Source organism: Betaproteobacteria bacterium (assembly GCA_009693245.1).
Taxonomy (GTDB): domain Bacteria; phylum Pseudomonadota; class Gammaproteobacteria; order Burkholderiales; family SHXO01; genus SHXO01.
In genome coordinates this window covers 1-13,818 of record SHXO01000014.1, presented here as the reverse complement: position 1 = coordinate 13,818, position 13,818 = coordinate 1, and the positions used below count along the sequence as shown (strand labels likewise).

14 protein-coding genes and 1 pseudogene are annotated in these 13,818 nt (G+C 57.4%); 4 read left to right on the top strand and 11 right to left on the bottom strand.

Annotated elements, in window-relative coordinates; translation table 11 throughout:
* Positions 1–3: 3 nt before the first annotated feature.
* The 3 genes from EXR36_03840 to rpoH all read left to right on the top strand — a co-directional run bounded on the left by EXR36_03840 (position 4) and on the right by rpoH (position 2,493).
* The gene (locus EXR36_03840; GenBank protein ID MSQ58783.1) at positions 4–657 is read left to right on the top strand and encodes an ATP-binding cassette domain-containing protein; all 654 of its coding nucleotides are present in this window, start codon (positions 4–6) and stop codon (positions 655–657) included.
* Positions 654–1,559, top strand: coding sequence for an FtsX-like permease family protein (locus tag EXR36_03835; protein MSQ58782.1), 906 nt, complete (start codon positions 654–656; stop codon positions 1,557–1,559). Before EXR36_03840 ends, EXR36_03835 begins: the two co-directional genes overlap by 4 nt.
* 76 nt (positions 1,560–1,635) lie before the next feature.
* Complete coding sequence (rpoH, locus tag EXR36_03830; protein ID MSQ58781.1) at positions 1,636–2,493, top strand: RNA polymerase sigma factor RpoH; 858 nt, start codon at positions 1,636–1,638, stop codon at positions 2,491–2,493.
* A gap of 47 nt (positions 2,494–2,540) precedes the next feature.
* Here rpoH and EXR36_03825 read toward each other — a convergent pair whose 3' ends face one another.
* The 7 genes from EXR36_03825 to EXR36_03795 all read right to left on the bottom strand — a co-directional run bounded on the left by EXR36_03825 (position 2,541) and on the right by EXR36_03795 (position 9,743).
* Positions 2,541–3,128: an SCO family protein gene (locus tag EXR36_03825; protein MSQ58780.1), complete on the bottom strand. Its 588-nt coding sequence runs from the start codon at positions 3,126–3,128 to the stop codon at positions 2,541–2,543.
* Positions 3,129–3,223: 95 nt separating this feature from the next.
* Positions 3,224–3,571, bottom strand: a complete 348-nt coding sequence (locus EXR36_03820) for a cytochrome C oxidase subunit IV (GenBank protein ID MSQ58779.1) — start codon at positions 3,569–3,571, stop codon at positions 3,224–3,226.
* Positions 3,572–3,579: 8 nt separating this feature from the next.
* Positions 3,580–4,302, bottom strand: coding sequence for a bb3-type cytochrome oxidase subunit IV (locus EXR36_03815; GenBank protein MSQ58778.1), 723 nt, complete (start codon positions 4,300–4,302; stop codon positions 3,580–3,582).
* A 16-nt stretch (positions 4,303–4,318) separates the two neighbouring features.
* A complete protein-coding gene (locus EXR36_03810; GenBank protein ID MSQ58777.1) occupies positions 4,319–4,990 on the bottom strand; it encodes a cytochrome-c oxidase in 672 nt (223 codons plus the stop codon).
* Positions 4,987–6,834: a cytochrome c oxidase subunit I gene (locus tag EXR36_03805; protein ID MSQ58776.1), complete on the bottom strand. Its 1,848-nt coding sequence runs from the start codon at positions 6,832–6,834 to the stop codon at positions 4,987–4,989. Before EXR36_03805 ends, EXR36_03810 begins: the two co-directional genes overlap by 4 nt.
* 52 nt (positions 6,835–6,886) lie before the next feature.
* Positions 6,887–8,239: a c-type cytochrome gene (locus EXR36_03800; GenBank protein MSQ58775.1), complete on the bottom strand. Its 1,353-nt coding sequence runs from the start codon at positions 8,237–8,239 to the stop codon at positions 6,887–6,889.
* Between the two features lie 295 nt (positions 8,240–8,534).
* Entirely contained in the window at positions 8,535–9,743 is a 1,209-nt protein-coding gene (locus EXR36_03795; protein MSQ58774.1) for an MFS transporter, read from the bottom strand.
* 185 nt (positions 9,744–9,928) lie between these two features.
* On the opposite strand from EXR36_03795, the gene EXR36_03790 reads away from it, so the two are divergent.
* Positions 9,929–10,441, top strand: coding sequence for a DUF1269 domain-containing protein (locus EXR36_03790; GenBank protein MSQ58773.1), 513 nt, complete (start codon positions 9,929–9,931; stop codon positions 10,439–10,441).
* A 72-nt stretch (positions 10,442–10,513) separates the two neighbouring features.
* Here EXR36_03790 and EXR36_03785 read toward each other — a convergent pair whose 3' ends face one another.
* From EXR36_03785 to coxB, 4 genes and pseudogenes are all read right to left on the bottom strand, one after another.
* On the bottom strand, positions 10,514–11,416 hold the full coding sequence (locus tag EXR36_03785) for a protoheme IX farnesyltransferase (protein MSQ58772.1): 903 nt from the start codon (positions 11,414–11,416) through the stop codon (positions 10,514–10,516).
* A gap of 57 nt (positions 11,417–11,473) precedes the next feature.
* Complete coding sequence (locus EXR36_03780; GenBank protein MSQ58771.1) at positions 11,474–11,971, bottom strand: cytochrome C oxidase subunit I; 498 nt, start codon at positions 11,969–11,971, stop codon at positions 11,474–11,476.
* Between the two features lie 49 nt (positions 11,972–12,020).
* Complete coding sequence (locus EXR36_03775; GenBank protein ID MSQ58770.1) at positions 12,021–12,497, bottom strand: SURF1 family protein; 477 nt, start codon at positions 12,495–12,497, stop codon at positions 12,021–12,023.
* 324 nt (positions 12,498–12,821) lie between these two features.
* A pseudogene (coxB, locus tag EXR36_03770) lies at positions 12,822–13,616 on the bottom strand (cytochrome c oxidase subunit II).
* Positions 13,617–13,818 lie beyond the last annotated feature (202 nt).

Sequence of the window (13,818 nt, the reverse complement as noted above, 5' to 3'; positions counted from 1 at the left end):
GGCGTGATTAACTTCGAGCAGGTCACCAAGCGCTATCCAGGCGGGCACACCGCCCTCGCCGGTGCATCCTTCTCGGTGGCGAGCGGAGAAATGCTGGTGCTCATCGGGCATTCGGGGGCTGGCAAGACCACCGTGCTGAAATTGATGGCAGCCATCGAGCGGCCCTCTTCGGGCACCATCATGATGAATGGCCAGAATGTCGGCGCATTGCGGCGCGGATCGGTCCCTTTTTTCCGCCGTCATTTCGGCCTAGTGTTTCAAGACCATAAATTACTCTATGACCGCTCGGCGCTGGACAATACAACCCTCCCTCTGGATATTCTAGGCGTCGCGCGCAGCGAAAGTCTTCGAAGAGCCCGTGCCGCTCTCGAGCGTGTTGGTCTATTGGCCAGACAGAGCTCGCTCCCCGTAACGTTGTCTGGCGGAGAGAAGCAGCGGCTGTGCATTGCGCGGGCGATCGTCCACAACCCCAGGGTGCTGCTCGCCGACGAGCCCACGGCAAATCTGGATCCCGCCTACGCGATTGAAATCGCCGAATTGCTACGCGTTTTCAACTCGAGCGGGGTCACCTGCGTGGTGGCCACCCATGATCCCGAGGTGACAGCGCGGCTTCAAGGACGCGTGCTATCCCTACAAGAAGGGCGGGTGAGCGCTTGAAGCCGTGGGCCAACCAGCAACTCACGTCTTTTCGCGAAGTGCTATCCCGCTTCCGCACTCGTCCTGTCGTCGCGATTCTCAATGCGTCGGTGATCGGCATCGCTCTGAGCCTTCCCGCCGTGCTCTATGTGATCCTGGATAACCTTCAAGGCACGTCGCGGCAAATGTCACGCGAACCCCAACTCAGCGTTTTCATGGCCATGGACGCGGCCCAGAGTGATGTTGCGAAGACCAACCAGGCGTTGGAGAAGCTAGGCGATGCCGGCTCCTTTCACTTTGTTCCCAAGGATAAGGCCTTGGAGGAACTCAAGGCGGGCAGCAATTTGGGGGATGTGCTGGGAGAGTTGGGCGAAAACCCCCTGCCCGACGCCTTCGTGATCACCGCCAAGGACCACAATCCAAAGACGCTGGAACGCATACGGCTGGCGGTGAGCGCATGGCCAAAGGTCCAGCACGTTCAGGCCGACGCCGAATGGGCGAGGAAGCTCTATGCTGTGTTGCGCGTGGGCAAGGCGCTGGTGGCCGTGCTGGCGCTGCTATTGAGCGGAGCGGTGATCGCCGTCACCTTCAATACGATTCGCCTGCAAATTCTAACCCGGCAAGAGGAAATCGAGGTCACCCGGCTCATCGGCGCTACCCACGGATACATTCTCCGGCCCTTCCTCTATGCGGGAGCAGTGCAAGGACTTGCGGGGGCGGTCGTCGCCTGCTTATTGGTATTACTCATCGCGGCGTGGCTTAACTACCATCTCAGCGATCTGGCGGTGTTTTACAGCGGGCAGTTTCAGCTCAAGGGTCTAAGCGTTTGGGACGCCGGGAGCTTGCTGGTGGCCGCGAGCCTACTTGGCTTGCTGGGCGCTTGGCTCTCCGTTAGCCGCCATCTTTGGCGCCTGGAATATTAAATAGGCGGGAAACTTCTTTGGTATTGGCACTCTAACGGCGCGAGTGCTAATATTGCCCCAAGGAGGAAATTACCCTATGAACAATGCGTTATCCGCAGCGTTTCCGATACCCGCCAGTCTTGGAAGCCTGGACGCATACATCCAGGCCGTCAACCGATTCCCGCTCTTGAGTGAGGAAGAAGAGTCCCGGCTTGCTCGCCAATTCAAGGCAGAAGGCGATCTGGAAGCCGCGCGCCAGTTGGTTTTATCTCACCTGCGCTTGGTAGTGTCCATCGCGAGGGGATATCTGGGCTATGGGCTGCCCCACTCCGACTTGATCCAGGAAGGGAGCGTCGGCTTGATGAAGGCCGTGAAGCGCTTCGATCCCGACCGGGGCGTGCGCCTCGTTTCGTTCGCCGTACACTGGATTCGCGCCGAGATCCACGAGCACATTCTGCGCAACTGGCGCATCGTCAAGATTGCCACCACGAAAGCGCAGCGCAAACTGTTCTTCAACCTGCGCAGCATGAAAAAGAGTTCGGGCACCCTAAGCCGGGTCGAAGCCGACGACATGGCCAAGCAACTCAACGTGCGAAGCTCTGACGTCGTGGAGATGGAAACTAGGCTGGGCGGCCAAGATGTCCCGCTAGAGCCTGCGAATGACGAAGACGATGCCTACAGCCCCATCGCCTATCTGTCGAACCAGGACGATGAACCTGGCCGCATACTCGAGTATGACCAAGCGGAGAGACTTAAAGCCAAAGGTCTCGAGCGCGCCCTCGGTAGTTTGGACCGCCGAAGCCGCCGCATTATCGAGGCGCGTTGGTTAACAGAGGACGAGGCCGCGACACTGCATGACTTGGCCGGTGAATTCGGCGTGTCGGCGGAACGCATTCGCCAAATCGAGCAGCAGGCTATGAAGAAGATGCGAGCGCTGATCCCCGCAGCCTGGTAGAGCGTCCGTCAACCGCGCTAACACTACGTCGCGGCGATTGCGGCGTTTCAGTCTTGCTTTAGTAGCAGGTCAATATCGTGCGCCAGCGCTTCCTCGATCTGCCCGTGGGTCACGAACAGGCGCAACCGATTCTGCCTATCGTAGACGAAGGTCTGGGTTGAGTGATCGACGCTGTAGTTGCCCGGAGAGGTCTCGGCGTTCTTCATGATCACCAGTTTGAACTCCTTCGCCGTGCGCGAAAGGGCATCCTGATCGCCCCTGAGGCCGAGAAAATTGGGGTTAAAGGCGGTGATGTAGTTCTTCAACACGTCCTGAGTGTCCCTTTCGGGATCCACGGTAACAAACAATACCTGAACCCGGCTCGCGGAATTCTCGCCTAGTTGCGTCATCACCTTGGCCATCTGTGCCAAAGTCGTTGGACACACATCCGGGCAATGGGTAAAACCAAAGAACATGACAACCACCTTGCCCTTGAAGTCGGCCAAACGGCGTGCCGTGCCATTGTGGTCGACCAAGGCAAACTCGCGGCCAAACTCCGCTCCGGTGATATCGGTGGCATTGAAACTCGCCTTTGGGCGAATGTCACAACTCGTGAGGACTACCAAACACAGCACCAATGCGGCGAAGGGTCTCAGAGCAGGATCTCCCAGTCGTGTTCGCCGGTCGGCGCTGTGCACTCCGCTGGCGGACTCACTGACACGCGGGCAACCTGGCGATCACCGAGCCTGGCTCAGGGCGTGTGTCCGAAGAACGTACCTCGTGTAAAGAACGTATAGTCTGCTTCAAACGCCCCGATGCCCAAAAGTACCATCAACAACAGCGGCGGGACCAAGATGGCATACATCAAGGCCAAGCGCTCCCAGATCATATGCATGAAGAACGCAACGATCAGCCCTGCTTTCAGCAACATGAACACGATGATCAGAAACCACCTGAGGTAGCCCTGAACGTGGAAGTAGTCGACCAGATACGACGCGGTGCTGAGAACGAACAGCAGGCCCCAGATCTTGAGATAAATGCCAATCGGATGCTGCTGCCCTTTCTCGTGTACTTGCTGTTGTCCTTCCGCGTGCTCCATGATCTCCCCTACCAAAGATAGAAAAATGCAAAGATGAATACCCACACCAGATCGACGAAGTGCCAATACAGACCCATGGTTTCGACGATCTCATAGTTTCCCTTCCTACCCGTCAAAAAGCCTGGCCGCTGGCGATCCAAATCTCCTCGCAATACCTTGATCGCCACGATGATCAGGAAAATCACGCCGATGGACACGTGAGTGCCGTGGAAACCCGTGATCATGAAAAACGCCGAGCCAAACTGGGCCGCGCCCCAGGGGTTGCCCCACGGACGCGCCCCTTCCATGATCAACTTGGTCCACTCGAAGGCTTGCATGCCGACGAAGGTGGCACCCAGAGCCGCGGTGATCAGCAACAAGATAAAGGTCACCTTTTTATTTTTTTCATACCCGAATTTGACGGCCATGGCCATCGTCCCGCTACTGCTGATCAAGACAAAGGTCATGATGGCGATCAGGATGAGGGGGATTTTGTTGCCAAAGAGTGTCAGCGCAAAAACCTCGCTGGGGTTGGGCCAAGGCTCCGTGGTGGACATTCGTACCGTCATGTACGAAATCAAGAAACAGCTGAAGATGAAGGTATCGCTCAGGAGAAAGATCCACATCATGGCCTTGCCCCAGGGTACGCCCTTGAATGCCCGCTGGTCCGAAGACCAGTCGGCGACGACGCCTTGCAAGCCTTCAGATAGCGGCAGAACTTCCGCCCCTCTCGTCAGCGCGGGTTGCGACATATGCTTTAATCCCCCCTTATGTAGACTTATGCAACAGCAGAGCGAGCAGAACTAGCCAGACCAAGAGCAGAAAGTGCCAGTACACCGCGCACAATTCCACGCTCAGGCGCACTTTGCCGGCCTCAACGCCAAACCATACTTTTGCGGTGGTCGTGCCCCAGACCCACAGGCCGCCCAACAGGTGCGCGCCATGCAACGCGGTGAGAAGATAGAAGAATGCATTGGCTGGATTCGCCAATACAACGTCACTCGGGGCGTTTAGCTGTTGCCACGCCCAGAGCTGTCCGGCCAGAAAAGTAAAGGTGAAAAGCCCCGCGGCAGTCAGGCCGTTTTTTACGCCATCCATCCGTCCCCGCCGGGCGGCCACCCATGTCCAATGCATGGCGGCACTGCTAAGGATCAGCACTGCTGTATTAAGCCACAGTACTCTCGGGACGGCCAAGGGAATCCAGTCCCCGCTCATGCTTCTCATGAAATAGGCGCTGATGAGCAGCGCGAACAAAGACGTGGCGACCGTCAGAAATACACCAAGACCAAGCTTCACGGAGGGGATGGAGAATGCACTTTCACCCCGGGCGTTTTCCATCGTGCCTTGCGCGATCCAGGGCTTGACGTCGAGCGTTTGCCGCCATAGCCACCCTACCACTATGGCCATAATAGCGGCCAAAACCACCAAGGAGATCGTCACGAGTGTCCGCCGGGTGGTTTCTGGACGTCCGAGGCGGTGAGCCCTTGTGGACCAAGCTCGCTCGCATCAGGGGCATCCTCGATGCCTTTGGTCTTCTGACCTGGCGGCTGGTTTTGCGGGATGAAGTCCTTCTCGGCACCCGGTACGCTATAGTCGTATGCCCAGCGATAGACCGCCGGTAGCGCCGCGCCAAAGTTGCCATGCTTGGGCGGGGTATCGGGCGTTTGCCATTCAAGCGTGGTCGCGCCCCATGGGTTGCCACCCGATGGCTTGCCCTTGAAATAACTCCAGATCAGGTTATACAAGAACACCAGTTGCACGGCGCCCGTGATCAACGCCGCGATGGTGATAGCGGCGTTCAAGGAGTGCGCCGACTGCGGGATGAAGTCGATGTTCTCGACGGCGTAGTAGCGCCGGGGCACGCCCAAGAAGCCCAAGTAATGCATGGGATAGTAAATGGCGTAGGTTCCAAGAAACGTGACCCAGAAATGGAATTTTCCCAGAGTATTGTCCAGCATTCGCCCGGTGATTTTGGGATACCAGTGGTAGATCGCTCCGAACACCACCAGGATAGGCGAGACCGCCATGACCATATGAAAATGGGCGACCACGAACATCGTGTCGGAAAGCGGGAGGTCCACGGTCACGTTACCCAGGAAAAGCCCCGTGATCCCGCCATTGATAAAGGTAAAGATGAATCCAATGGCGAACAACATGGGCACCGTGAAGTGGATATTGCCGCGCCACAATGTCAGCACCCAGTTGTAGACCTTGATGGCCGTGGGGACGGCAATGATCAGCGTGGTCGTGGCGAAAAAGAAACCGAAATACGGGTTCATCCCGCTCACGTACATGTGGTGCGCCCACACGACAAAACTCAGGCCGCCGATGATCAGAATCGCCCAGACCATCATGCGATAGCCGAAGATGTTCTTTCTCGCATGAACACTGAGCAGGTCGGAGACGATGCCGAACGCGGGTAGCGCGACGATGTAGACCTCCGGATGGCCAAAAAACCAGAACAGATGTTGGAACAACACCGGACTGCCGCCTTTAAACTCGAGGAGCTGTCCCTTCGAAATGATTGCGGGCATGAAGAAACTCGTGCCCAGCACCATGTCCAAAATCATCATGATGGCGCTCACGAACAAGGCCGGAAACGCCAGCATCGCCAGCACGGTGGCCATGAAAATGCCCCATATCGTCAAGGGCAAACGCATCATTGTCATTCCGCGCGTGCGCGCCTGCAACACGGTCACCACGTAGTTCAAACCGCCCATGGTGAATCCGATGATGAAGAATATGAGCGATACGAGCATCAGGATAATTCCCCAAGTCGCCCCCGGAGTGCCCTCTAGGATGGCCTGAGGCGGGTACAGGGTCCAACCGGCGCCCGTGGGACCGCCCGGCACGAAGAAGCTCGCCACCAGTAACAGCACGGCGAACAGATAGACCCAGTAACTCAGCATGTTTACGTATGGGAAAACCATATCCCGGGCCCCGACCATCAATGGGATGAGGTAATTACCGAACCCCCCCAAGAACAGCGCGGTGAGCAGGTAAATCACCATGATCATGCCGTGCATGGTGACAAACTGAAGGTAGTTGCCTGGTGTGATAAAGGAAAAGGTGTGCGGGAATCCCAGTTGCAGCCGCATCAATCCCGACAATACCAAAGCCACCAAACCCACCCCAATGGCGGTGATCGAGTACTGGATGGCGATGACCTTGGCGTCTTGGCTCCAGATGTATTTCCCGATGAAAGTTTTCGGATGGTAGAGTTCCATCTCTTCGACTTCGGCGGGTGGGACGAATGCCGATTCGTCATGCGCAACATAGGTCATTCATGTCTCCTCTTCGCTATTTCTTGATGATGCTCGATTCGCGTGAGTTTTATCAAAAGGTATTGATGTAGGTAACTAGGTCTTTGGTTGCCTGGTCATCGGCCAGAATCGTTGCCATGGATACCATCTGCGTACCGTACATATCGTTTGGATGGGCGCCCCGTATACGCTGCTTGTAGTTCTTCAACTGAGTGACCAAATACCAATCACTCATACCGGCAAGCCGGGGGGCATTCATTGACTGTACACCCCGCCCCTGGGCACCATGACAGGCGGCGCAGGTCGCATAGATCTTTTGGCCCATGGCGGCATTCTCGTTCAACGTGGGGGGGGAAGGTTTATCGGGCAACGTCTGGATATAAGCGACCACGTTATCTATGGCAGCCGCGTCCACCAGCGTCGCAGCCATCGGCGCCATCTGCTTACCATAAACATCCCTGTCGTGTGTACCCCGGGCACCGTTCTTGAAATACTTCAATTGCCGTTTCAGATACCAGTCTCCTTGCCCGCTCAACTTCGGCGCATTCAACGCAACGTTACCCTCCCCTTGCATGCCGTGACAGGCAGCACACACTGCGAACAGTGGCTGCCCTGCAGCAGCATCGCCCGGCACCTGGGCCAAGGATTGCGCGAATGTCGGATAGTTACTTAACCACGCCTGAAACTCGCGATTTTCTTCCACCACGACCTTGCCACGCATGGTGAAATGGGCGATGCCGCATAATTCTTCGCACAGAACGTCGTATGTCCCGGCTCGGGTGGGGGTGAACCAGATGTAGGTGACCAGTCCGGGCACCAGATCCATCTTGACCCGGAACTGTGCTACCGCGAAGTTGTGCAACACATCCAAAGAGCGGAGCAGCGCCTTGACCGGCTTGCCGAGGGGCAGATGCACTTCCGGGCTTGAGATCAAGACATCGTCGCGGCCCTTGGGATCGTCAGGATTCATTCCAAACGGGTTCTTATCGCTGACGTACCGAGCATTCACGGTGCCCATCACGCCGTCGGTCCCGGGAAAGCGATAGCTCCAGTGCCACTGCTTGCCCACCGCCTCGAACACCGCCGCGTCTTGCGGCACCTCGACGAATTTCGCCCACACAAACAGGCCGGGGGCCAGCATCGCAGCGACCCCCACGGCGGTTACCACGGTAAGCCAAACCTCCAGCTTTTTGTTTTCGGGTTCGTAGTGCGCCTTATTTCCCTTGCGGTTTCGGTATCTCATCACGGCATAGGCCATGAACAAATTGATGGCGACAAAGACGGCTCCCGTGACCCAAAACGTGATGCTTACCGTGTCATCGATCGTGCCCCAATTGGAAGCATTCGGCGTGAAATACCACGGGCTCAGGAAGTGAAACAGGACGGAGCCAAGGATCAATAACACCAACACGACTGCTAATATCATAGCTATGGCCTCCGTTGATTGGACGGACCTCCGTTGGCAAGATGGGATGAACCGCACGAAGCATCGTCCGAAAACGATAATACACCGACCCGCACACATTCTTCAAGGCTTACTTACCTACCACTTGCGCTTCGAGAGCCTCAAGCCGCAGCCGCCGCGAGAGTGCAAAGCCTTATGTTGGCGAAGTCGATTAGCACCAGCGTGGAATAGTACCCGCGTAAAGCGAGTATCGCGAGCACTAGGCACATGGTCGCGAGCGCGGCCCACCGAAGCACGGCACGCCAGTCCGGAACCATCACCGCATCTCCGCGCCCTGGAGGGGCCGTTCGTCAATGAGTACATTGAGCATGGCTGCGATCACCCCCGAGGCGATGCCGCCTAACCACACAAGATCGTACGAACCGCCGGGTTCCAAGTAATGCCCTGCCAGCCACATGCCGACAATATTACCGAGCTGATAGCTGAGGAAAACGACGCCGAATAGCGCCGACACGAAACGCACGCCGAAGATCTGCACGACCAGGCCGCAGGTGAGCGGCACGGTGCTCAGCCAGAGGAAACCGGTGGCTGCGGCGAACACACAGGCCGTCAGCGGTGAAACCGGAATTCCCAGAAACATCGTGACGATCAATGCACGCAGAATATAGATGCCCGACAGCAGATACTTCTTGCTTAGGCGCCCACCCAGATAGCCGGAAACAATGGGGCCCGCGATGTTGAACAAGCCGGTCAGCGCCAACGCGCTCACCCCTACCATGGGGGCCATCTTCACGTCCAATAAATACGCGGGCAGTTGCCCCAAGATGAACGCCACCTGGAAGCCGCACACGAAAAAGCCGGCCGTCAGATAGCGGAATCCGGTGTGAGCGCAGGCCACGCGAAGCGTTTCACGCAGCGATGGCGGGGTGGCATCCGCGTGCAGGGGACGCTGCCGCTCCACCATCGCCGCAGCAAGCGGAACACTCGCCAGGACAGTTCCGGCCAGCACCAGCAGCGCGCTCTGCCATCCCACTGCCGAAATCAGGATCTGCCCGAACGGCAGCATCAGGAATTGTCCGAACGCCCCCCCTGAGGATGCAATGCCGAGTGCGAGGCTGCGCCGCTCCGGCGGAAACGCGCGGCCCACCGCGCCGAGGATGACGGCGAAAGTCACCCCACCGAGCCCTAGACCCACCATCAGCCCGGAGCTGACGTACAGCATCAAAGGGGTCGTAGCCAGTGTCATCAGAGCAAGACCTCCGGCGAATAGCAAACCGGACACCGCGACTACGCGCCCGGCGCCTTTCCTGTCCGCCCACGCGCCGAAAAACGGCTGCGCCAGTCCCCAGATCACATTCGACAGCGCCAATGCGAAGGTGAAATTACCGCGCCCCCACGCAAAATCGACGCTCATCGGTTGCGCGAACATACTGTAACTCAGGCGAATGCCCAGGCTCAGCACGAGAATCATCGCGCCGCAAATCAGCACAAGGTTCGGCGTGCGCCAGCGGGCAGTTGAGCTCATCGGTGGTATCGGGTAAGAAAACCGGATAAAGGAGAAGGGCAAACCCGCCGCAGCCAGCCTGGGGGAGTTGATTTGACCCTACAGAACCGGTACAAGGCCCATAATAGAGTTGTTTCGATGTGCCGGCCATGCGTTTCAATGCATCGGCCTTTATATCCCGTGGTCTTGACCGAGAGGATATTGCCATGCGACGCAGACTATACGTGATATGCCCTGATCTGAAGGCGGCACAACAGACCATGAACGATCTCCTGCTCGCCCGCATCTACGAAGGTCACATCCATGTCCTGGCAAGACGCGGTGCCCCCATGGAGGGATTGCACGAGGCCAATGTCCTGCAAAAGACCGATTTGGTCCATGGTGCTGAACTGGGCCTTGTTATCGGAGGCGCCTGCGGATTGGTTTTGGGCGCGGTTCTCGTATTCGTGCCTCTCTTAGGCGTCCAATTGCAGCTCGTCACCATCCTCATCACGGTCCCGGGTGGTGCGTTGTTCGGGACTTGGGCGTCGAGCATGGCCGCGGCAAGCGTACCCAATACTAAGTTGCTCGTCTTCAGCAAGGATATCGACGAAGGGCGATACTTGATGATGGTCGATGTGCCTTTTCGGCGTGTCAAGGAGATTCAGACGCTATTGCACGACCGCCACCCGGAAGACAAAGACGATGGGGTCGAGTCCAGCATACCGGCGTTCCCCTAGTTCGCGTTCCATCCCTAAATGATGCCACGACCGCCCCGCCAGAGCCACGGCGGGGAAGTCGTCGCCGCGATCTCAGAGCAGGATCTTCCAATAGTGGTCGATCAACAATGCAGCAAATAGTGCGAAGAGGTAGACGATCGAGTAGCGAAAGGTGCGCTTGGCCAGGTCATCTGAGTAACCTACATACATACGCACTGCGTAGGCCAGAAACCATCCGCCGAGGAACAGCGCGCAGGCTAGATAGATTAAGCCGCTCATCCGGCTTAGAAAAGGGAAAATGGACACCACCAGCAGTACGATAGTGTATAGCAGCACGTGCAGCCGAGTGTATTTCGCTCCGTGAGTGACCGGCAGCATTGGCACACCGGCACGGGCATAATCCTTGGTCCGGTAAAGCGCCAGGGACCAGAAATGCGGCGGAGTCCAAGCGAAGATGATTAGAAACAGCAGTAGTGCGTCGGAGGATATCTCGCCGGTCACCGCCGTCCAGCCCAGAACCGGCGGCATGGCACCCGAAGCCCCACCGATTACGATGTTTTGCGGCGTCAGAGGTTTGAGAATCACCGTGTAGATGACGGCGTAGCCCACAAAGGTCCCCAGCGTGAGCCACATGGTGAGCGGGTTCACCAAGACATAGAGCACGAAAAGCCCGGCACCGCCGAGCATACCAGCGAGCCACAGCGTCTCTGCCGCGGAGACCTGTCCCATGGGCAAGGGACGCCCGCGTGTGCGTGCCATCAGCGCGTCGATCTTCTGCTCGACCAGGCAATTGATAGCGGCCGCGGCCCCTGCGATCAGCGCGATGCCCAGCGTCGCGAAGAAGAGCGATTGCAGCGGTACCCATCCGGGCGCGGCCAGGAACATCCCAATCACCGCGGTGAACACGATCAGCGATACGACCCGCGGCTTGGTAAGCGCGAAGAACTGCTGAAGCCTAAGACGAAGCGGCGCGGAGGTGGTGGTACCGGTGGTCATTGGAATCATCGCTGTCGGAAAGCGGCACGAAGTTTATCATCCCGCCGCAAAAATCACTCACCCAACGCGAGAGGCTCGTAACAGCCGTTGCAGATCTTTTTTCATCGCCGAGGGATCGAGGTCGCGAGGATAGCGCAGGATCACGTTTCCAAGCGGATCGATGATGAGCAGATGATCGGTGAGCGAGGTTTTTACCGGGATCCGTCCGACCCATGCACTTCCACGCGCGGAAACGACTCGGGTACCTTGAAAGTCCTTCAGCACGGATTCATTGGGCCTCACCTCATCGGTGATGATCCATAGGCGCTCTATCCGCCCCATGTATTTGCCCTGGGTCAGCCGGATCTGGCGGAGGTAGTAGAGCTTTTTCTGGCAAAACTCCCCGCACGAGCCCGAGTCCGCCATGGCAAGCACCCATTTTCCAGAGACTTCCTTCAGTGTCTGGCTCATGGCGTCGTCTGGCGCGGGAGTGATGACCACCTCGGGTACAACCAGTTCGCCGTAATTGACGAATGGGGCGGGCTTCCAGAACGAATACAGGAGGTAGGATCCCACAATAGGAAGTACGGCGATAACGCCGAGCAGAATGAGAATAGATTTGCCGCTACGTTGTGCGCCGGACATTGAGCAATAGATAGAGAAGAAAGATGGCCACACTCATGCTGTACCACTGCAAGGCGTAGGCGCGATGTTTGCCGGCTCCAAAATCCGGGCGAGGCCATTGCCGGCTGAGCCCATCGGACAGGTCGTTGTCGAGTTGTATCACCACCGGCACAAGTTCAAGACCTGTGTGCCGGGCGTACTGGTCTAGATCCAAGTTCTGCCATACCCGTCCGGCGATGGTGTCCCGAGACAGCTCCAGGAATAGGGTGGAGGGCGGCAGTACGACGCCGATCACCTTAACTACGTCCAATGGAGTGTCCGTATTGGGAAGGATCGATCGATCCGGCGGCGCCGCCATCCAACCACGATTGATTGCCACCGCCTTTTTGTCCGTCAATGCCAGAGGCGTAATCACTTCGAATCCCGCCACACCGTTTCGAACGCGGTTGTCGAGGAAGATGGTGTGGGTCGCGAGCAGCTTCCATCTACACTCTCCTAGATTTTTTCTCGATGACGGGGATGATTACTTCGCCGCTTCGACCATGTAGTCCACCGCAGCCTTGGCGTCCGCGTCTGGCGTATCCATCGCACCCCCTTTGGGTGGCATGGTCTTGAAGCCTTTGATCGCGTGTTCGTAGAGCGTGTCTTGACCCTGGGCGGCCCGCGGGCCCCAAGCGGCCTTGTCACCAAACTTAGGTGCGTTCATGAGACCAGGCTGATGACACATCTGGCAAGTCTTCTCGTAGGTGGCCTTACCACCGATTGATGCTGCCGCGGCTGGCGCGGCGGGGACCTTTGGGGCGGGAGGCTCAGCGGTGGCCGGTTGTTTCGCCCGTTGGCCGGCTAGCCACTGCTTGTATTCGTCTTCGGTTACCACCTTGACCACGATGGGCATGAAGCCATGTTCTTTACCGCAAAGCTCCGCGCATTGGCCGCGAAAGGTTCCCGTGGCAGTGGGTTTGAACCACAAGTCCTTGATGAAACCAGGTATCGCATCCTGTTTAGCGGCGAAGGCGGGAAGATACCAAGCATGGAGCACATCGGCCGCGGTCAAGAGCACGCGGATCTTTTTACCGATGGGGACCACCATGGGGTTGTCCACTTCCAAAAGGTAGTGCTCTCCCTTGGAGGCCTTGCCTTCGATCTGATCCCTTGGTGTAGCCAGATTGCTATAGAAACTCACACCATCTTGCAGATAATCGTAATGCCACTTCCATTGGTAGCCGGTGACTTTCACCGAGATGTCGGGTGAGGAAGTATCGCGCTGGTGCAGCAATGCTTTGGTTGCGGGAAACGCCATCGCAACTAGAATGATTACGGGAATGACCGTCCACAGTATCTCGACGACGGCGTGCTCGTGGAACTGCTCTGCCTGATGTCCCACGGATTTGCGGTGCTTGATGAGGGACACCAGCATGAAACCGAACACGCCGGCAAAAATCCAGACACAAATCCAAGTGATGATGGTGTGCAGATCATAGACGGATTGCGCTAATTCAGACTGCGGCGCCTGTAATCCCAGCTTGTACTCCGCCCAGGCGCTAGTGCCGACAAAGGACAGGGCAAGGCCCGCCGCCATGCGTTGTGTTCTAGTCATGATCTCCCCGACGTATTGACCGATCTACCGTTAATTCTTGAGTTGCTGCTTAAGGGCACCTCTAATAATTCAGCATTCTAGAGTAGTGTGTATGGAATCGATGTGATAAAAAGGCTCGAAGCGCAAAGTGATCCCGAGGCCGATGAAGAAAGACAAACGCAGGAAGCAACCCAAACCCAAGCAGCCTGGATTCTTCGATGTA